We start from the raw sequence: 19,335 nt of genomic DNA, 5'->3' as shown, positions 1-19,335 counted from the left end.
AAACCTCCTATCAGATGAAGCATGCCCGTGCCGTATGCCACTCTTAGGGCGGCACCTCACTTGTTTGCATCCACCTGTTTCATCCTCATTCTATTTCTATTCGGTTTTCCGCATACAATTGCCTATAACCCTCATGACCACCCAATGTATTCGGTTTTTGGCATACATTGCGCCGGACGAGTGCTGTGCGGTCCAAATGTAATCGAAAAACCGACTACATTGCGCCGGACGGTACTGTGCGGACCCAATGTAATCGAAAAACCGACTACATTGCGCCGGATGGTGCTGTGCGGACCCAATGTAATCGAAAAACCGACTACATTGCGCCGGATGGTGCTGTGCGGTCCAAATGTAGTAGAAAAACCGATTACATTGCGCCAGGTGGCGGTATGCGGACCCACTGTATTTGGCCCATGCGCCTTCACGACCTTTTAATGTGTTCGTTTTTTCGCATACATTGACCCATATGCCATCGTGACCGCCCATTGTGTTCGGTTTTCCGCATACAATGGGCCCGTGCGCCTTCGTGACCGCCAATTTCCTATAAAAAAAGCCCACCTCCGGCTAGGAGGTGGGCGGGAACTTCTGAAGCGCCTTAGGGCCGGCTTCAAAGATTCAAGACCGAGAGATCAAGACCTGAGACCGGAAAATCAAAACCTTAAAGCGGCTTCGCCGACTTTTAGACCCAAAACCTTAAAGCGGCTTCGCCGACTTTTAGACCCAAAACCTTAAAGCGGCTTCGCCGACTTTTAGACCCAAAACCCTAAAGCGGCTTCGCCGACTTTGAAGAACAAGATCGGTAGAGTAAAGTGCAGCTACGGTGATCAACGCAAACCATCAGCCGGTATTCCGAAGACCAGCGGCAATACCATTGATCGTGAGCAGTACCTCACGAAGCAGCTCAGCGTCATCCCCCTCAGCCTCACGCAACGCGCGAAGCTCGGAGAGGAGCTGAACCTGCAGGTAGCTGAGCGGATCAACGTACGGATTACGCAGGCGGATGGATTCCTGAATGACCGGAACATTATCCAGAATGTCCTGCTGGCCGGTGATCTGGAGAATCAGCTCGGAGGTCAGCTTGAACTCAGCCTCGATCTGGCCGAAGATTCGCGCACGTGCTTCCTCGTTCTTGCCCATCCCGGCGTATTCCTTGGCGATGACAAGATCCGCCTTCGCAATAGCCATCTGCAGCGTATCGATCAGGGTCGTGAAGAATGAGAAGTTCGCATACATATGCTGCATGATCTTCATATTCTCTTCCTTGCCCTCATAGAAGCTCTGCAGACCGGTTCCGGCGGCATACCATGCTGGAAGCAGATAACGGCTCTGCGTCCAAGCGAATACCCAAGGAATCGCACGCAGGTCCTCGAAGCGCTCGCTATTCTTCCGCTTCGAAGGGCGTGAGCCGATATTCAGCTCCCCTACCTCAGGCAGCGGGGTTGATTCTTTGAAGTACGTCAGGAAATCCGGATCACGGAAGATCAGATCCTGATATTTGTTCAGCGAGACTTCAGAGATACGGGCAATAATCTCATCCCACTTGGCTTCGTACAGATCCGCTTGCGGCGATCTGGCATGAATAGCGGCCGTAATCAGAGCGGATGTCGCCTGCTCCAGACTGCGGTAAGCAATGCCTTTCATCGAATACCGGGAGGAGATAACCTCGCCCTGCTCGGTAATCTTAATTCCGCCGCCGATGGTGGAAGCCGGCTGGGCCAGAATGCTCCGGTTGAGCGGCATACCGCCGCGTCCGAGGGCACCGCCCCGTCCATGGAAGAATTTCAGCTTAATGCCGAACTCATCGGCAGTCGCTGTGATCTGCTTCAGGGCCACACGCAGCTCCCAGTTCGCTGTAACCACGCCGCCGTCTTTATTACTGTCGGAATATCCCAGCATGATCTCCTGCAGATCATTCATCGCACGGACCGCATCGCGGTAGATCGGCATGTTCAGCAGCGTACGCATAATCTGCGGCGCATCATGCAGGTCGTCAATCGTCTCGAACAGCGGCACAGCCTGCAGAGTACAGACTACCGTACCGTCGTTGTCTTTGCGGAACAAGCCGACTTCTTTGGAGAAGACCATAACCTCCAGAATATCGCTTGCCGCCTCTGCCATACTGATCAGATAGCTTGTAATACACTGCTTGCCGTATTCCTCCTGCGCCTCATAGATCGCACGGTATACCGCCAGGCACTCCTCTGTCCCTTCACTATAAGACTGGTAAGGGGAAGTCAGCGGACGCGGATCATTCAGCAGCTTCTCCAGCAGCACAATCTTCTCTTGCTCCGACAGCTTGGAGTAATCCGGTGTAACATTCATCTTGGCCAGAACCTCTGTCATTGCATTCTCATGCTCCTGGCTGTGCTGGCGGACATCCAGCGTAGAGGTGTGGAAGCCGAACAGCTCCACCTGACGAATCAGCTTCTTAATGTAGGTATCTGCTACATAATCGGCGTAGTGATGCCGCAGGCTGCGGTCAATCACGTTCAGGTCGTCGATGAATTGCGCCGGGGATGAGTAGCGCTCTGGTGTTCCTTTTTTCTCATCGTCCAGCACATTCTGTGTCTTGGAGATCATATAGCTAAGTTTAATCCGGTAAGGCTCGTTATCATTACGCCAGGCATCGACCCGGTTAAGATTGATAATATTCCGGTCTGCCTCAATGGATTCCAGCAGCTCCGGCGTCACATTCACAATGCTTGTACTAAAGCTCAGGTACTGCATCAGCTCGCGCATAATACGCTGGTATTCACGAATAGCCAGCTTGCGCTGCAGACGTAGGGTCTGCAAGGTTACCTTCGCCTTCACGGAAGGGTTGCCGTCGCGGTCTCCTCCGATCCATGAACCGAAACGCAGATAGGTCGGCACATGCCAGTTCTGGCCCGGATAATACTTGCTCAGACAGCGCTCAAGCTCCTGGTATACATCCGGCAGTACTTCAAAAATCGTCTCATGGAAGTAATACATCCCGTTACGCACTTCATCCAGCACCGTAGGCTTGCGGTCACGCAGTTCATCGGTCTGCCACAAGGTAATAACCTCATTCAGCAGCTTCTCCCGGAGCTGTTCGCGTTCGCGGAAGGTTAACGTCGGATTATCCAAGCCCATGACGTCGTCGGAGATCCGTTTGTGGATATCGAGAATCGCACGGCGCATAGCTTCAGTAGGGTGAGCGGTCATAACCAGCTCGAGTGACATGCCGCTCATGATCTCAAGAACCTCTTCGTGGGAGAAATCCCGTTCGCGAAGCTCCTGAACCGCGCTCTCAATCGACCCCGGCTGTACCGTCTCCCCGGCAGAACGTTCATAGTCGCGTTTGCGCCGAATCCGGTGGTTCTGCTCGGCGATGTTCACCAGCTGGAAATAAATTGCGAAGGCACGGATCACCTGATGGCGATTCTCCGGGTCCAGTGAGCTAATCAGCTCTTTAAATTCGTTGTGCAGTTCAGGCAAAAACAATGAGCGCAGCGATTTGCTGGTCTCCCGGATTTTCTCCACAATATCCAGCAATTCGTTACCGCCTTGGTGTACCAAGACTTCGCCCAGTATGTTCCCCAGGAACCGTACGTCTCGCCGCAGCAGATTGTTGGAGTTGCTTTTGCTAACGGTAGTCGTAAGTTCGGTCATGCTGCTCCCCCCATCCTCTTCCGGATCAATGCTCTTAACATTGTCTATTTGAAAAGCTTCCTCATATCATACAATAAAAACGCCCGGAAATCTTCAACTTTATTGCGCGGTAAAGCAGTGCAGTGATTTCGATTATACACCAAACCGGCCATTTATGCAGTCCCAAAAAATTATGTATTTCTTTCTGGTATATTCTCTCTTTGATATGTGCTGTATGCAGTGTTCATGTGAAGTTATGTGACGTATAACGACAAAAACAGCCAGCTCCGCAGAGCCGGCCGTTCATCACAGGTTAACTTTTATTTCATCGTGTGCCCTGAGCGGTTGTTGAATGCCAATTCGAATAATCCGGTAGCCGATAACCCGGCCAATCCGCCTGCCCATAGACGCAAGGTCAACTCCAGCTCTGTAAAAGGATACGCCGCCGCTCCAACCAGCAGCCCGATGCCCAGTCCGATAAAAGGGATGCTGTTACGCGGCAAATGGGTATTATTTTTGATCAGCTGCACCAAGGCAAGAATAAATACGGCCAGGATGGAGGCAAAAGCCAATACGTTATCCAGCAGTTCGCTGTTCATCATGAGATTGCTCCTTTCTGCGGGATGGTGGTGATTTCAACGGTGTTGGCAGCCGGATGGTAGGCAATCTGAGCGCCCAGTGCCTCCGCAATTTTACGTGCAGGAACATAGGTAACCCCATTCTCCAGCCACCCGTCCGCAATCTTCCTGCCATTCACCTGTACTGCAACTTTCATCTGAGTCTTCATCTCTTGCTCCTCCTTGGGCTTGATGCGTTCTATCGCCGCCTCCACGGCCGCAGCCGCAGGCTTTTGGCCGGTTCGCAGATCCGCCAGACTTAATCCGAAGCTCATCTGCAGATGCGGGTAATCCTTGAAGCTAGTCCAGTCGCCGCCCCATTCGAACCCGATGGTCTTCGCGTGTTGCACCACCTCCAGCCAATCCCGGGCCCCATTCTGATTCCCGTCCCTGCTCATATCCCAGGAGACGCTGGAGCCATCCGGAAGCAGCAGCGCAAAATCCACCGCCAGCCCATAATTGTGATAACTGTACCCACCGCGCGCATTGGTCACGATTGCTCCCGGCCGGGTTCGCCCCTGGGCATAGAGCGCATCCTGTTCGGCAATCGTCCGCAGGCCTTGCGTGATCAGGATGGGAACCCCGCCAGCATAACTGCGTTCAATCAGTGCAGTCGCTGCGGCAAGGACGGCGGGATGAAGTCCTTTTAACCGGGCAGCAGATTTATTCAGGAGTTGAGTTAGCGTCAGCATGCGATTCCTCCCCTTTCCTGATTTCAGAGAGGACCACGAACAGATCCTGGCGTCTGGTGTACATCAAGAGGGTTAGAATGACTAGCCCTAGGGTCGTTCCCGTCTGGGCAATAGCCCAGGCATCCGATTGCAGCGAGCTTCGTATAGCTTCCGGGGCGGGAGCGGAGCTGAATCTGATCCAGAAGGCCACCGCCATTTTTACCGTATATGCCCCGAGGAAAAAGAACGCCGCCAGCATAAACAGACTGACCACGCGCACCCGGAATCTCCGGCGGAAATACAAAAAAAGCGCAGCCATCAGCAGCAGCGCACAGATAAAAGATATAGAATAGGCCAGTAACAACACAATATCAATGCTGCTCATCTTCTGCCCCCCGATCATAGATTAGGAACTGGGCAAACCCGTTGTTCCTGATTTCATCCTGAATGTCCTGAGAGACATTCTTGTACCTGCGGATAGAGAGCGACACCTTATGTCCTGCCAGCGCCAGCCGCCGCTCTCTGTCCCGGTGCAGGGGCGATAGACGCTTGATCCACGCACTCAGCACGTTATCCCCCCCTGTCTTCTTCATTAGTGCTACTGGTGTGGCTGTTTGCGGAATGGTCTATTTTCAAGCGCTGCAAGACTTCAAGCGTGGGTGCCATGAAGTCTGACCGCTCTTTGTCGAGGATATTCTGCAGCCTGTCCCGGTCCTCCTCAGCACGCTCCAGCAGTTCACGCGGCACCAGATTCCCCTTCACAATTGACCGCAAAAGCACAAGCATAATCATGAGCAGAATCAGAGCGATGATATAAGCCAGTCCATACTTATCCGCAAGCGGCAGCAGCTTCTCCAGACTCGCTACATCGTTGCTGTCCATTGCTTCACTCCCTTCTGTGTGGTTATTAAAATAGTTATTAAAGTAGTTATATAAGACACACTTAAGATTTAAACTTTAAGCTTCATCGTCACTGCGGTGAACATTTGGACTTCCGGCCGCTGTTGTCCGCAGATTTCATGATTTTATACCGTTTCTAACGGTTGAAATCCGCAGACAAAGGCGGTCGCTACCGCTCCTACAGTTCCAAATTTCCCCTCCGCTTCTTTTGCTTTTTGTTTATTTCTTCAGTGCTTCTCATATAGCCCCCGGACGGGTCCGAGGGCAAAATAAAAACGCCCTGAGCGGCGCCTCTGGCAATCTACTCTTCAGTTATAAGGAACGAAAGTCCATTCTCTACCAGAATCTCCTTAACGGCAGGCTTCAGCGTAGAGGGGACCTGGCTATACTTCGTCTTCCCCAGCGTGACGCGTTGTGCAAAAAATAATGCCATTGCTCTCACCACCTTTCTATTAATATGTGAACAGCTTAAGCAAACCAGCCGAACGTTTAAGAATAGACTTGGGCTGCCATTTCAGCAATAATATCCTCAATAAAATCCGCACGCTCGGTGAGTGCTTGATTCTGCGCTCTCAGCATCACATTCTCTTGCTGCAGTTGCTCCATATCCGTCAGCACCGGCGGCTTGTTCGCCTCAGCGTCCTGGTACGCTTCCCAGGCTGCCTGCAATTCCTCCTCTGTCGGCTGCGGCACATCCAGCTTCCAGACCGCAATATACGGCCCGCGTTCCACCAGATCATAATCCTCGCCTTCGGTCAGCAGGTTATAGTTGATGCCGTTACGGTAGTGGACGCCCTCTACGGGTTGTTCGCCTGTATCTGGCGGCTTGATCTCGTAGCGGACCCGCCCCTTAGTTTCGGCTCCCGGCCGCAGGACGGGTTCCGGGCCATTGTCCCATACTTCGAAGTCTTTTAACATGTCCACATTTGGATACATAAAATTAATTACCGCAGGGATATTCATTCTTAATCCTCCTTTTATGCTACTCTGACCACTTCTAATCTGGTTACATCATTTCCTCCTGAGAAGTTCTGCCCTTGGCTGGCCCAAGTCTGAATATAAAAGTATTCTCCTTGAGGAAGATAAAGCATCACCTCTCCTGCTAGAAGTACATGCATATTGACAGAGCCAGCATTTCTCACATCAACTACATAACCCGTAGAGCCATTTTGAACAACTCTTAACTGACATTGAACTGTTGCTGGAACACTTGTCACTAAACCAGAAACTTTAATTTTGTACCACCCTGTTTGTGGGGAGGTAAATACGCCTGTCGTTCCGTTATAAGCTCCAAGTTGGTTTGTAGAAACACCAGCATATTTTATAAGTGTCCAAGTATTAGCAGCCATAGGATGATCGGTAGCTACTCCAGCCCATACGATGGGTCTTGAGATATGAGTGTTATCCCCCCAAGGATTAACAACACCACCACCGCTTGTTACGATTGTACTCCCACTAGAAGCCCATTGATCAACTACACCAGTAGGATGCGTGGCTGTTTCAGCACCAATATGAGAAGACCTTATCGCTAGAAGTCCGTAACCTGCATTTCCCGTCCCCCCCACTTCGTTAACGTATATGTTGCTACCCCAGGCAGCAACAATTGCGTTTGCTCTATTCGAGTAAGATCCGCCCTGAACACGCCCCGAACTAAAGGTAAACTCAACGGCATTTTGCGATGCACCTGCTGTTGTCCAGCATGTTGTGAATATAACCTGTTGAGAGTAAAGAGCAGCAAAAGCACTGACAGTGTTTGAAGTACCTGTAAATCCGTTAGCTTCCAGTCTTCCTAAACATCTTGAGAATGTGATAGATTGAACATTCGTTTCACCTACAGCTGTATTCCCTGCCTGTAAAGAAATTCTGCCTTTAAAATTATCTATAGATACGTTCTCGGCATAGGTTCCAGCAGCAACATTTATTAAGATTTGATGATTGCATAGTTGCGGCAACATACTAATCGCCTTCTGTATCGTCCGAAACGCCCCACCCGCCGTATTCGCAAGCCCCGTATTCCCATCATTTCCATCCGTCCGGACGTAATAGGTAATATCCGCCGTAGTCTGCTGCGGTGTGGTCACTAGATTCGCCTTGCCATTCCAGGCCGTCTTCTCTGCATCGGTTACGAAGCGGTTGGACGAGTCCTGGACGATGACCGATGGCGAGTGCGTGGAAGGATGCACATAATTATTAGCCCCCTGCGCCACGCTATCCAGCTTCGACTTGTCTGCTCCAGCCATCAGCCCCGCAGCAGTCGTGGTCGCAACCGACGTAGACGCCTTGGCGTTCCATGCCGTACGCTCCGCGGCTGTGATGTGCTTGACCGCATCCGCGGCGTGATCCTGCGCGGTCTTGACGGCGGTGTCCAGAATATCCATATTGCCGTTCAGGTCGGTGATATCTACAATGTCTGTACCATCGGGCTTTTTCAGCCCCAGATTACCCGTTGTTTTCATCGCTCACACTCCTATTCATATACTCTTAGTTCGTTCCAGGTCTTGCCGTGCGCACCGTTCCAGGTGAGGGACTTCAAGGAATCCCACCAGGTGTAGCTGTACACGAAGCTATAGTCCAGATGGGCCGGTTTAATCTCTTCCATGATCTGAATCAGACCCGCCATATTGGCCGGGATGCCCAGCGTGCCGACGAAGCGGACCTCGAAGCTATACGCTCCGGGCACCTCCACGACCTCCACATCTCCCCCGGAAAAAGCAGACGCCGTCCGCCGGATCATCTCCGGCGTAGTTGTTCCACTGCCCCGCAGCTTGGCCTTGATCATCTCCCGCCGGGTGGCGTAGGACTTGTTCGTATCCGAGGCCAGCCCCAGCATCCGCTCCCAGCGGGACAGTCCCCAGGTAGCCGACTCCAGCGTCTTCTGATCGTCACTGTCGGCCATGGCGTAAGCCACTTCACCGCAGGCTCTACCTGCGCTGGCCTGCACAGCCTCCATCTCAGGCACGCCCTGATAATAATCGGGCAGGTACTTCATCAGATCAGGGGCGATAATCTCCGGCCCCTCCCCCGTCACTCCATCTGCCGAATAAGCCAAAAGGCCATATATACTGTCTCCATAAGCCACAGCTACACCCCCTTCAGCTGATTCCAGGTCAGCGGACCTTTGGACAGATAATCATGGGTATGTGCAGCCGGAGCGAATACAGCAGGCTTGCCGTCCACACCTGACCACGGAACTGTATCCGCGGCCTGGGCATAATCGACCTTGCCGTTGTTATTCGTGTCGTAGATGCTTTTCAGCATATCGCCTGTGCTTTGGCCTGCCGCCAGCAGCATATTGCTGCTGCCGCTGCCGATGAACAGCTTGCCGCTATCTGTGCAGTAGCCCAGCTCGCCTGCGGCCAGCGTACCCAGCGCACTCTCCAGGCCGCGGCGGATTTGAATCAAAGTCTTCCGTGCCATGGTCACCGCCTCCTAGAATGTTCCGCCGTCGATAGTGCTTACCGTGAGCTGGTTGCCATTGGCCGGATCGTAGACGATACTCGAACCGTCGATGTTGACCTCGATGCCAGTCGAGTTGACCAGAATTCCCTTACCCGGCTTGGCCGCAACACTGGTTGAGCCGACAGTGATCCCATTGCCTGCCCCGACGGTCAGTGTGACACTATCCGCCTGCCCGCCGCCGGTAAGACCATTTCCAGCCGTGATCGTCTGTAGCGCGCCGCCCGTCCGCACCCAGGCGCTCCCGTTCCAGCTGTAGATTTTCTGCTCATCGTCCACATAAGCCGTCCAGCCGACAGCCGGAACATAATAAGTCCAGCTACCTGCGGCATATTCTGCAATCTGATTGGTTTTACCCGCCCAGACACCGGTAGCACCGGAAGGAATAATATACCGGTCTGCTTCCACAGGACTTCCTGGCGGAGCCGTCAGGTGCTGATCCTTCACCGAAGCCTGCGGCTCAATATTATGCTTGGCCAGCTCGATTTCGTTTTTGATTTTTTGCGCGGACCACAGGTCTGTAATCGTCGAACCGCCATCGTTGATCACCCTATGCTTCGCGACATCGTTAAGATGCGTTGCAATTTCTGCGGCGGTCTTCGAATTCGTGCCGTCCGACACTTTATTGGGATGCCCTGCTGTAAGATCCGCCTTAAGCACCTTGGCATACGTGGAGCCGTCAGCGATATCGTCCACCGTTCCGCTCACATCTGTTAATTTCTGCGCGTTAACCCGCCGCCAGGCGGTCCCGTCATCGAAATACAAATACCCGTTGTTACTCCCGCTGCTCACAAGGTACAGACGCCCCACCGAGGCTGCCGCAGGACGCGAAGCTTCGGGACCGGACAAGGCCCGGCCCACCATGGAGTTGGAGCTACCGTCTCCGATATAGACCTCCTTCGTATCTGTACAGAAGCCCATTTCACCCGCCTTCAGCATCCCGTAAGTGGACAGCTCGGCCCGGGTACCGCGTTTGACCTGAATAGTCTGTGCCATATTACACCTCTCTTCTAAAAGATCCGCCGTCAATCAGACCGGCCTGTTTATACCGCTCCAGTTCAAGCTGCGTAGCCGTAAGCCCGCCCTGTAACTGGTTCACATCATCCGCTTCCACAGTGTCTCCCGGTGTCTCGTAAGTCACATAGACTTCGGGCACATCCGCATAGATGTTAATGAGCCGCCGCCAAGGGGCCTCGTCCGGGAAAGAGACCGAATAATTCCGCACCTCTGTCCCGCTGAAGCGTGAGCCTGTGTACACGGCCAGCGTCTGATTGTTAATATTGTCGTGGGCCAACAGTCCGCTGAATACACCACCTGTGAGCCGAAGCTGCTCCTCTACAACATGACTGCCGCCATTTGCCTTTTTGTTCAGCTTATCCTGAAAAACATCGATCTGCTCCGGATATCCCATACCTACACCTCCAGAACGACATTGCCGAACAGCGGCACTTCTGTCTCCAGCAGCGGGATATTTGCCGTTCCGCCGTTCAGCTTCAGCCCGCTATAGTCCACTACGCCCTCCGTATTCAGCAGCAATGCGCCAATGACCGATTGACTGATATAGGTAGCGGCAAAAGCCTTCTCCTTACGATACTTCTCCAGGAGCGCCGTAAAAGCTTGAATAACCGGCTGCAACGCATAGCCGGCTGCCAGCGTAACCTTAGCTGAGACATCAACCACCTTGCCTGTGGCCGATTCCACCGTCACCACCGCGCCCACCGGAGCCTGGCCCTCGCCAAGGCCCGGCGCAGGATCAATAAACTGCTGCACCTGGGAGACCAGCAGCGGGGAGGCGGGCTGATGCTCCGCGTTCACAATGACCACCTTGACCGTCTTCGGTCCGGCCCACAGCGGGAAGACCCGCGCTCCCCCTACACCCTGGATCTGCTGTGCCCACTCCATGTAATGATATTTATTGCCGCTCGTTGCAGGCCGCCGGGCCGAATCGAAGTACCGCTGCCGCAGCGCTTCATCCGTCTCCGCATCCGTGCCGGGAACCAGCAGGCCCGTAACCTCCCCCCGCGCAAGTCCAGGGATATAATCAATCGGCAACAGCACGCCTGAATACTGATTCCCCTCAGCCCCGGCAGTCTCGCTCTCCAGGCGGTACGTCCCGGGAGCAAGCTTCTCCGCAGCACTATAATGGAGCAGTCCCAGGGAGAAACGGCTGCCCAGCGGAATGTCCAGAGGCTGTTCGCCGCCGGTATAGAACCTCGCGCCAAGCTGCGCTTTGCCTGCGGGCTGACGCTTCAGTCCTGTCCAGGCAATGGTTCGTTCCAGATATTCACCGTCCGCCGTATCCGGGAAAAACAGATTATTGCTGACCTCAATCTCCAGATACATCTGGGCCATTTCGGCAGCTGCCGGCGCAAGCGCATCATAGATAATACTTCCCTCGCGCTTGTCCAGCCCCTCTGGAACCCGATCCAGCATGCGTTCCAGCAGAGCCTCGTACGTCTGATCCTCATACATTGCCAATCCCCTCCTTTCTCAGCTCCACATCGCCATATACAGTTACAGCCGTACAGCTGAAGCTAACCGTATCCCCTTCAAAAAGAATCTGTACCTCCTCAAGCGCCTGAATCCGCTCATCCTGGAGCAGCGCATCGCTGATCAGGCGGCGCAGCTCCGGCCGGGCCAGCAGCCTGTCCTGACCCAGCACCAGCTTCCACTCCGTTCCGTAGTCCGCGCTATAGATCAGGTGCTCATAACGGCTGGTTTGCAGCACCTTGATTGCTGCCTGCTTCACCGCTTCGAGCCCGTCTACCCGCCCGCCGATCCGCCCCCGCTCCCAGTCCATCCGGTACGTCAGGCTCGGAGCATTCCCCGCAGCGGTCACATTCCCTTCCAGCGCTCCCGTCACCGGACCGGATCTGCCTATTGCCGGAATCATAAATCCACCAGCCGATCGAGGACAATATAGCTCTGTCCGCCTTGCATCCGCACGAGCAGCACGCGGTCTCCCGCTTCAAGTCCACGCCGCAGCAGGATCTCCCGGCCTTCGATCACAGCCTTGCTCTCCATCACGGATTCAACCACAACCAGTGCGGCTCCTGTCAGCAGCAGCCGCTGCTCCACCTGAATCTGCAGCGGCTGTGCCAGAACCACCGTCCCATAAGACAAAGCCACCGGATTCGTATTGGATACGGCCCCGAGGCTTGCCTGTTTAATAATATCGAGCATGTTGTCTACACCACCTTAATGTCTAGGGACATCGTATGCTCCCCTCCGGAAATTTTATGGCTACATTGATCCACCAGGAACAGCTGCGTCTGGAATTCATCCAGCAGCACATAGATGAAGTTCCCCGCCCTCACCCGTATATCGCCAATAGCCTGTACCGAGAGGCTGACTTTCTCGCGGTTATGCTGCTTGAGCAGATTGCCTGCCTTTTCCTGAATCTGCGCAGCATTCGCATTATCGTCCGCCTTCTGGTAGAGATGCAGGATACCCCAGCGCTTTACATTTTCTTTATCTGTGACCGGATAGAACTCGCGTTTGCCGGTCTTTTCGTTGTCCTGATAGAGCAGAATCGTATTGTACGTATTATCGTCGATGCTTTTTTTCAGCGAATAATCATACAGGTAATGGCCTGCCCCCAGAATCACCTTCAGCAGCATGGACTGCGGACTGCGCAGCGTCAGCTTGCCGAAATCATCATAGAACGCCATCAGCTGGCCCTTATACTGCAGCTCACTTCCGACCGCACCCATAATAATATCGAGCAGCTTCTTGCCGTCTTCGATCAGCGAGGGGATCTTGTACTCCGCCGGTTCCAGTAATCCAAGCCGCAAGCCGCGGTCTTTGGCAATGGTGCTGATCACCTCAGCCGCAGTAACGTCCTGAAGCACATAACTGCCATTGCCCAGCAGATAGCGGATCTGATCGTACGCCGTCAGCTTGATCTCCTGATTCGCTCCCGTGTCGATGCTGAAGACGAAGCCGTAGAATACATCGACTCCGTCTCTGCGGAACTGCACAATATCCCCATTGCTGATCGCGAACTTCTTATGCTGATACATCCCGCTGTCCACCAGCGTAAGCTCAAGCGTCGCAGGCTTGCCGGTCCGGGTCGTTTTCCACGTGATATCCGTAACGATCCCGGCAATATTCCAGATGGCGCCTTCCTTATTAATTACGATTAATTCCATCGCCACGGCCTCCTAAGACAGCTTGATCACTCTGCCGACTTTGAGCTTCTTCAGTTCGCTGTCAGAGATATTGTTAAGCTTTTGCAGCGTTTTGAATTTACTGCCGTCACCGAGGAGCTTTTGGGCCACCGACCACAGCGTATCCCCGGCTTTGAGCGTATAGGTAGCAGGTGCTGCCTTCTCACTTGCCCTTTTCTGCTGCTTCTTCACTTCACCGGTACTGCCCACCTTGACAGCTAACGCCTGATAGAACACATACTTTTTGAGTCCAAGTGTATAATCGATATCCCCCGAGGACCCCGCACTCAGCTTCCAGGAGAAATTCTCGATACTGACCGCCATATTAATGCCAATATCCCCGGTAAAAGTCTGCTGTGCCTGCGCCCTGGCCTGCTTCAGCCAATCTGGGGTCTGCGTATTCTGCACGTTCGCCGATTTCAGCCCTGAGAAAACAAACCGGACCGGCCTGCGGCTGAGCATCCATTTGCGGATCAGCTCCACGTATTCGTAGGGCTTCAGCAGCTTGCCTGCATTCTCGCCGGTGTACACCACGAACGGATAATACTGTGCCGGGAACATACTCTCAATCGTAATCTCCGTCAGCTTCGGATATGCAATCGCGTTGATTTCACCAAAATCCACAATCGTATAGCTTTTGCCATCGCTGTTCTCCTTGATCTCCAGCGTCTCAGGGTTCACCGGAAGCCGGATCACCTCTTCATAATTATTGAAGCTCAGATAGAATCCATACTCCTCCATGTTACGTGTACACCCCCTGCGCCGTAGAGACGAACTCCTCTTTCAGCTTTTGCCCGATCTTCGTGATGATGGAGTCAATATCACCGGAATTATTAATATTCCCGGTTGTTACCTGCACCGTTGGCGTCAGCTCGACAAAATTCTGAATCGACTGAATCTCCGCCAGCTCCCGCAGCATATCCAGATCATCGCTGGAGATATCGACCTTATCTCTGATTTTGCCTACCTCGCCTACCTTGTTGACGTTGTTCAGGCTGCCAGTTTGATTGGCTAGAATTCCAGTAGAACCTCCCGGAATATTCTTAGGAGACTTAGGGGTAGTAAGCTCAGTGGCTTTATCCACCATTTGTTGTCCCTTATCCATGAATTTGTTCATGCCATTGATTCCTATTTGGTTACCCTTATCATAAGCCGCACTGATATCCTTATAATCTTTCTGCTTGGACATTTCAAAGACAACTTTGTCTGCCGGTTTATACACCTCAAGGCCTTGGCGGTATTTAGCAATAATATCACTGGCACCATGAGGAGTCTCGGGTTCCTCTACATCAATTTTGACCTTGCTGATCCCTAATGTGTCGAAGAATGGAATGCTGCTCAGCATATCAACCAGTGAGTTGAATTTGTCGAGCACCCACTGAATAGCCTTAGCCATTACCTTCATGAATCCTCCGGCAAATCCTTCTGCGCCTACAGCAATACTATACATAACATCCAGCGCACCAGCGGCAAGACCATAAAAGAATCCCTGCACTTTATTGACAGCCGAATTAAATATATAAATTAATACATCGCCTGCCAAAGTGAAAAAATTCTGGATACCAATGGCTATATTCTGCACAACTGCAACCAGATAGTAGAACGATCCCACGATAAACCCAACCACCTCGCCCGCTGATACGCCAAGATGCTGCAGAATCATCAATAGTACTGCTATCACGGCAATGACTATTAAGATAGGCCAGTTCGCCGCCAGCCAGGCGGCAGCTAGCATGTAGACCTGAACGATCATGGCTGCCAGGAAGACAATGGCTATCGCTTCAAGGATAGGCTTAATAAACGCCCAGTTATCCTGAACCACCTGAGCCAGCCATAATAGCCCGTCAACGACCATTGAGATCACATTCGCTATGAAAAGAAACCCGTTAGCCATCGCATCAATAAGCGGCGCTAGTTGTCCAGAAGTTAACGCCGTATTAATGGTGTCCATTACAGGCCGCAGAGCGCCGAGCGCTTTAGCGCCAATCTGGCCAAGTACAAGATCAATATTCTTGTTCATCTGGTTCCATTTTTCAATATCCTCAGGCTGTGCGGCCTCCTTCACCGCCTTCTCTCCGAAGGATTTAATCGCATTAAAAGGCTTTACCACATCAGCTGTTTTTAGGAACTTCATGATCTTAGAATCGCCGCTTGGCGTCGGTGGGACCGGTGGTGGTGGCGGCACTGGCGGCGGTACCGGATCTTTCTTCAAATTGATTTTCGGCTTAGGTAAAACCTCTGGTTCTGGTACCGGCGGTTTTACCTCCTCTTTCTTCGCCTCAGGCTTTTTTTCTTCCTTTTTCTTTTTTTCTTTAAGCCCTTTCCACCAGTTCACCTTTTTGGCCTCTTCTTCCTTCGCCTTCTCTACAGCAGGCGAGGCCTCAAGCATACGGACCCCCAACTGCTGGGATTGCGCAGCCCTTTGGCTTTGCTGCATCACCACTGTTCTGGACACATCCACTTTGACAGGCAGCCGTTTGAAGCCTTCCAGCAGCGTGTCATTAATCTGTTGCAAGGATTGAATGATCCGATCCTCTGAACGGATGATTTGTTCACTGGAACGTTTCACCGCCGCCTGAAAACCTTTTACCGACCGGTTAACCATGTCGAGATTAATATTCATCCGCAGGCTTTGTTTGTGGACGGCTTTCCAGATCGTAACCGACCTGCGCGAGATAATGACTGCTTTGGAGCTATCGATTTCCATTCATTCACCCCCTTCATCTCTTTTTCCCCTTGCTCCGTGCGCGCTCCCGCTTCTCCTTGTCCACGCGTACGGAGATCATGGCATAGATCGCCGCGCGTTCGCGGACGGAGAGCTTCATCAGCTCATGCGGGAGAATATGCAGCTCATGGAGGGCGTAATAGGCCAGATTGGCCTCACCATCGCCCTCGTTGATTAGTTTTTTACGTCATCCACCAGCTCGTTCATATCGGTGGCGAAGCCGTTCAGGGCCTGTACCCGTTCCCCAAGCGCAGCGAATTCTCCGGGCAGCAGCATTTTTCGCAGCAGCGATTCGGCGCCCATCACCCCGTAGGAGCGTTGAAGCTCTGTATTTTTCAGATCCGGATGCACAATGCTTGCCGTCATCAGCTTCGCCATATATTCATTGGGATCAATGTCCGTAGTGTAGGTGCCATTCTTTCCTTTGACCTTGCGGGTAGCCGCCTTACGGCATTCCTGGTTCTCTTCCTCATTCATACTGCGCAGCTTCCAGACGGCAGGGTTACCTTCCTTGTCCTTGAACCGCAGCGAGACCGCAAATTCCTCAGTTGTATCACAAGCCGCATTTTGCGCAAAAAATAAACTTAATTCACTCATGTCGTTCCTCCCGGATTCTTATTTTGTTAGGGCAACGAAGAGGCCCGTCGCAGAATACCGCCGCACAGCGGCTATGGCTCCAATGATTATCCGGATACTTTGCGGGGCCTCCCGAACCTATTCATTCAATTACTCTTTTACAACCTGCGAATAACCCTCTTAAGCTTTATTGGCCGGAATTAGCCGGAGCCGCGAAGGGCTGAACCAATTCCACATCCTCGAAGGTAAAAGCAACCTCTTCCTCCAGCGCATCGGACTCCGTATCCAGCGAAGCCATAATGACACTGTCCAGGTTGACATCCTTCAGCATGATGCGCTGGGCGCCCACGGTTGAGGACGGATCTTCATTGGTTACGATAATGCTGAAGTATTGGTCAATCCCGGTCTTCATGTACTCCAGCATCATCTGGCGGAAACGGCTCGTCATATAGAAAATCGTCATCGTACCGCTGCCCGACCAGCCGGTCGCCTTATGCTGCACCCCGCGGCGTCCAAGCGTCTTCACTTCCGCCTTCTGCTTCTCTACAGTGGCTTCCAGGGTTTTAACATAGAACATTTCTTCTGTCTGTCCGTTAATCGTGGCATACGCCCGGCCCTCCTGGCCGGACAGCGTATCGCTGGCTCTCAAGAATGTCATCTTAGACCACCTTCACTTTCATATATACTTTTTCTACGGAATCCACCGGCTTCACCGCTACCTCCAGCACTACGCTGTCGCTGTCCGCTCCAGGAGTCACTACAATGTCGCTCTGCGCATTGAAGTTCTCAATCGCCCCGAGGTTCTGCAGATCATTCATATAAGTGACGCACTGCGACCAGAAGAGCGCGCGCCCGTCCTCGTTATTCGGCAATTTTCCAATGAAGTAGCTCTCAAAAATCCGCTTCAAATCACCAGCGATCCCATCCAGCACACGCAGCACGCGGTTCTTGGAGAAGGCCTTGCCTTTGTCTGTTGAGAAGGAGGTGAACGTGTTAATGTCCTGCTCCACTACTGCCCGGCCTCCGCTATAGGTAAATAGCAGCTCTCCGTCTGTAAGCGCCTCTACGGTCTCGGAATGGCTGAAACGCACATCTGCATCTACAGCATCGTCATAGGCCTGATAAGTCAGGGATTCATTCACCGCAGCAGCGGCAGTAGCACCAGCAACCCAAGCCACGGCATGAGCTTTATCCACTACCGTTCCATCACTCAAAACAACACCGTTCGCCACACTGATAATGCCTTCATGGTCAGCCGTAGCGTAATCGGACAAGACTGCCTGCACCTTCTTGCCTTCCGTATTACGCAGACGCTTCACATAGGCGCTATACAGGGACTTCAGCGTGTTATCCTGTGACACGAGACCCACAGTCTGGAAATCCTGAACCTCCAGCGCCGACAAGAACGCACTATGCTCCGCATTCGTGACCGTTCCATTTGCACCTCCCGAGAGCGGCAACCCGGCTGTCACCGTCAGTGCACCGGATTCACTAGGCTTAAATTCTACATAAGCATTCGCAGCCAAGCTGGAAGCAGAGCTTACCGTCTGCTTGTCCACCTCGGCCCCATCAAGCAGCGTCCGGACATCGAACTGGTTAGTGTCATCGATATTTTTCTCGATCACTACCTTAAGCGCATTCCCGCGTTCTCCGCCATACAGCGCAGTCGCCTGAACTCCGTTATTGGTCACAGCAGCCTTCACACCTTGATTCAGACGGTAGAGCAACAGTGTGCCTGCCCGCTTCAACACCTCTCTCACCGGCAGCAGCTCTGCAGCCGTCAGATCGTAGCCCAGCTTGTGCTGGAAATCATCCTGAGCCGTAAGCTTTACAATGACGCCCGCTGGTCCCCAAGGCAGTGCAAGCGCCAAAGCAGCCGTACCGCGTTCCCCCATTTTACCTGCCACAATGCCGTTCGAGGCTACATTTACGTATACCCCCGGACGTACCTTGTTTTGTGTTGTCCATGTTCCTCCAGCCATTAGATAACCTCCTTATTTAGATACAGCTCCATTAAATGCTTAGCCTCTTCCAAGGTGTAGCTCCCGTCCTCTTGCAGAACTACCTCCAGTACATCCTTTTCCCGCGGCGCAAATAGAGCGGACTTCATCATCTGCTTCTTTCCAAAAGCATCCGGTCCCCCGCAGCCGCGTTCCCGTTCACTTACCTTCATTTCCATAGAACTCATTTCAGCCGCGCCCCTTCTGTGAAGTGTCCCATCAGCTCTGCCTCTTCCTCCGGCTGCTTCTGCTTCTGGAGATAGAGCATATAGTCCACGGTGAACAGCGCTCCCCGTTCCTCTGCTCCGGCCACCCAGGACTGGCGCACCACCCGATAAGCGGGGTTTACACTTTCTCTTGCATCCAGCGCCTCACAGAGCCCGTCAGCTATAGCCTCTGCATCCAGCAGACTGCCTTGCTCATAGCGGATACCGAAGCGGTAGACCGCCATGTATCTGCCTTCACGCTGCCTGTCGTAGGTTGCCGAGAGCAGCTCCAGCCTGAAGTAGGCTGACTGCGGCTTATCCCCTTCCACATAGACAGGAATATCCGGGAAAAACTGCCCCAGCGCAGCAGTGATATTTCCCCGTAGATGTTGTACCGTCATGATTT

At 52.9% G+C, this 19,335-nt stretch carries 25 protein-coding genes; 1 reads left to right on the top strand and 24 read right to left on the bottom strand.

All coding sequences use genetic code 11. From position 1 onward, the window contains the following. The first annotated feature begins 144 nt into the window (after positions 1-144). Positions 145-435, top strand: coding sequence for a hypothetical protein (locus tag MKY96_RS00280; RefSeq protein WP_340937792.1), 291 nt, complete (start codon positions 145-147; stop codon positions 433-435). Between the two features lie 402 nt (positions 436-837). On the opposite strand, the gene ppc is transcribed toward MKY96_RS00280, so the two are convergent. The 24 genes from ppc to MKY96_RS00160 all read right to left on the bottom strand — a co-directional run bounded on the left by ppc (position 838) and on the right by MKY96_RS00160 (position 19,330). Then, on the bottom strand, positions 838-3,630 hold the full coding sequence (ppc, locus tag MKY96_RS00275; RefSeq protein ID WP_340937791.1) for a phosphoenolpyruvate carboxylase: 2,793 nt from the start codon (positions 3,628-3,630) through the stop codon (positions 838-840). A gap of 299 nt (positions 3,631-3,929) precedes the next feature. Then, positions 3,930-4,208, bottom strand: a complete 279-nt coding sequence (locus MKY96_RS00270) for a holin (RefSeq protein WP_340944405.1) — start codon at positions 4,206-4,208, stop codon at positions 3,930-3,932. Next, positions 4,208-4,918 carry a M15 family metallopeptidase gene (locus tag MKY96_RS00265; RefSeq protein ID WP_340937789.1) on the bottom strand — a complete coding sequence of 237 codons (711 nt, stop codon included), beginning with the start codon at positions 4,916-4,918 and terminating at the stop codon, positions 4,208-4,210. Before MKY96_RS00265 ends, MKY96_RS00270 begins: the two co-directional genes overlap by 1 nt. Beyond that, entirely contained in the window at positions 4,890-5,282 is a 393-nt protein-coding gene (locus MKY96_RS00260) for a hypothetical protein (protein ID WP_340937788.1), read from the bottom strand. The genes MKY96_RS00265 and MKY96_RS00260 overlap by 29 nt, the downstream gene beginning before the upstream one ends. Then, a complete protein-coding gene (locus MKY96_RS00255) occupies positions 5,269-5,466 on the bottom strand; it encodes a hypothetical protein (protein ID WP_076081810.1) in 198 nt (65 codons plus the stop codon). Before MKY96_RS00255 ends, MKY96_RS00260 begins: the two co-directional genes overlap by 14 nt. A 1-nt stretch (position 5,467) precedes the next feature. After that, on the bottom strand, positions 5,468-5,779 hold the full coding sequence (locus MKY96_RS00250) for a hypothetical protein (RefSeq protein WP_340937787.1): 312 nt from the start codon (positions 5,777-5,779) through the stop codon (positions 5,468-5,470). 319 nt (positions 5,780-6,098) lie between these two features. Continuing rightward, entirely contained in the window at positions 6,099-6,230 is a 132-nt protein-coding gene (locus tag MKY96_RS00245) for a hypothetical protein (protein ID WP_340937785.1), read from the bottom strand. 56 nt (positions 6,231-6,286) lie between these two features. Continuing rightward, positions 6,287-6,760 carry an XkdW family protein gene (locus tag MKY96_RS00240; RefSeq protein ID WP_340937782.1) on the bottom strand — a complete coding sequence of 158 codons (474 nt, stop codon included), beginning with the start codon at positions 6,758-6,760 and terminating at the stop codon, positions 6,287-6,289. Between the two features lie 14 nt (positions 6,761-6,774). Next, on the bottom strand, positions 6,775-8,253 hold the full coding sequence (locus MKY96_RS00235) for a C1q-like domain-containing protein (protein ID WP_340937781.1): 1,479 nt from the start codon (positions 8,251-8,253) through the stop codon (positions 6,775-6,777). Positions 8,254-8,264: 11 nt separating this feature from the next. Beyond that, a complete protein-coding gene (locus MKY96_RS00230) occupies positions 8,265-8,876 on the bottom strand; it encodes a putative phage tail protein (RefSeq protein ID WP_340937778.1) in 612 nt (203 codons plus the stop codon). Between the two features lie 2 nt (positions 8,877-8,878). Next, a complete protein-coding gene (locus MKY96_RS00225) occupies positions 8,879-9,214 on the bottom strand; it encodes a hyaluronate lyase N-terminal domain-containing protein (protein ID WP_340937775.1) in 336 nt (111 codons plus the stop codon). Between the two features lie 12 nt (positions 9,215-9,226). Then, on the bottom strand, positions 9,227-10,249 hold the full coding sequence (locus MKY96_RS00220; protein WP_340937773.1) for a DUF2793 domain-containing protein: 1,023 nt from the start codon (positions 10,247-10,249) through the stop codon (positions 9,227-9,229). Between the two features lies 1 nt (position 10,250). After that, on the bottom strand, positions 10,251-10,664 hold the full coding sequence (locus tag MKY96_RS00215; protein ID WP_340937771.1) for a phosphoglucomutase: 414 nt from the start codon (positions 10,662-10,664) through the stop codon (positions 10,251-10,253). A 2-nt stretch (positions 10,665-10,666) separates the two neighbouring features. Further along, entirely contained in the window at positions 10,667-11,725 is a 1,059-nt protein-coding gene (locus MKY96_RS00210; RefSeq protein WP_340937770.1) for a baseplate J/gp47 family protein, read from the bottom strand. After that, positions 11,718-12,146, bottom strand: a complete 429-nt coding sequence (locus MKY96_RS00205) for a DUF2634 domain-containing protein (RefSeq protein ID WP_340937768.1) — start codon at positions 12,144-12,146, stop codon at positions 11,718-11,720. The genes MKY96_RS00210 and MKY96_RS00205 overlap by 8 nt, the downstream gene beginning before the upstream one ends. Continuing rightward, positions 12,143-12,436 (bottom strand): DUF2577 domain-containing protein, encoded by a 294-nt coding sequence (locus MKY96_RS00200; RefSeq protein WP_209879675.1) that lies wholly within the window; start codon positions 12,434-12,436, stop codon positions 12,143-12,145. Before MKY96_RS00200 ends, MKY96_RS00205 begins: the two co-directional genes overlap by 4 nt. Before the next feature lie 5 nt (positions 12,437-12,441). Continuing rightward, complete coding sequence (locus MKY96_RS00195; protein WP_340937765.1) at positions 12,442-13,404, bottom strand: XkdQ/YqbQ family protein; 963 nt, start codon at positions 13,402-13,404, stop codon at positions 12,442-12,444. Positions 13,405-13,416: 12 nt separating this feature from the next. After that, positions 13,417-14,163: a LysM peptidoglycan-binding domain-containing protein gene (locus MKY96_RS00190; protein ID WP_340937763.1), complete on the bottom strand. Its 747-nt coding sequence runs from the start codon at positions 14,161-14,163 to the stop codon at positions 13,417-13,419. Position 14,164: 1 nt separating this feature from the next. Next, positions 14,165-16,045: a hypothetical protein gene (locus MKY96_RS00185; RefSeq protein ID WP_340937762.1), complete on the bottom strand. Its 1,881-nt coding sequence runs from the start codon at positions 16,043-16,045 to the stop codon at positions 14,165-14,167. Between the two features lie 276 nt (positions 16,046-16,321). Beyond that, entirely contained in the window at positions 16,322-16,744 is a 423-nt protein-coding gene (locus tag MKY96_RS00180; RefSeq protein ID WP_036696211.1) for a phage tail assembly chaperone, read from the bottom strand. Between the two features lie 166 nt (positions 16,745-16,910). Next, positions 16,911-17,381: a phage tail tube protein gene (locus MKY96_RS00175; RefSeq protein ID WP_340937760.1), complete on the bottom strand. Its 471-nt coding sequence runs from the start codon at positions 17,379-17,381 to the stop codon at positions 16,911-16,913. Position 17,382: 1 nt separating this feature from the next. After that, a complete protein-coding gene (locus tag MKY96_RS00170) occupies positions 17,383-18,705 on the bottom strand; it encodes a phage tail sheath family protein (protein ID WP_340937758.1) in 1,323 nt (440 codons plus the stop codon). Continuing rightward, positions 18,705-18,911 (bottom strand): hypothetical protein, encoded by a 207-nt coding sequence (locus MKY96_RS00165; RefSeq protein WP_340937757.1) that lies wholly within the window; start codon positions 18,909-18,911, stop codon positions 18,705-18,707. The genes MKY96_RS00170 and MKY96_RS00165 overlap by 1 nt, the downstream gene beginning before the upstream one ends. Next, on the bottom strand, positions 18,908-19,330 hold the full coding sequence (locus MKY96_RS00160; protein ID WP_076081827.1) for a phage tail terminator family protein: 423 nt from the start codon (positions 19,328-19,330) through the stop codon (positions 18,908-18,910). Before MKY96_RS00160 ends, MKY96_RS00165 begins: the two co-directional genes overlap by 4 nt. Positions 19,331-19,335 lie beyond the last annotated feature (5 nt).

Source organism: Paenibacillus sp. FSL R7-0302, from assembly GCF_038006885.1.
Classification (GTDB): Bacteria; Bacillota; Bacilli; order Paenibacillales; family Paenibacillaceae; genus Paenibacillus_AQ.
Note: the sequence above shows the minus strand (reverse complement) of the source record. Positions and strands in the feature narration are given on the sequence as shown.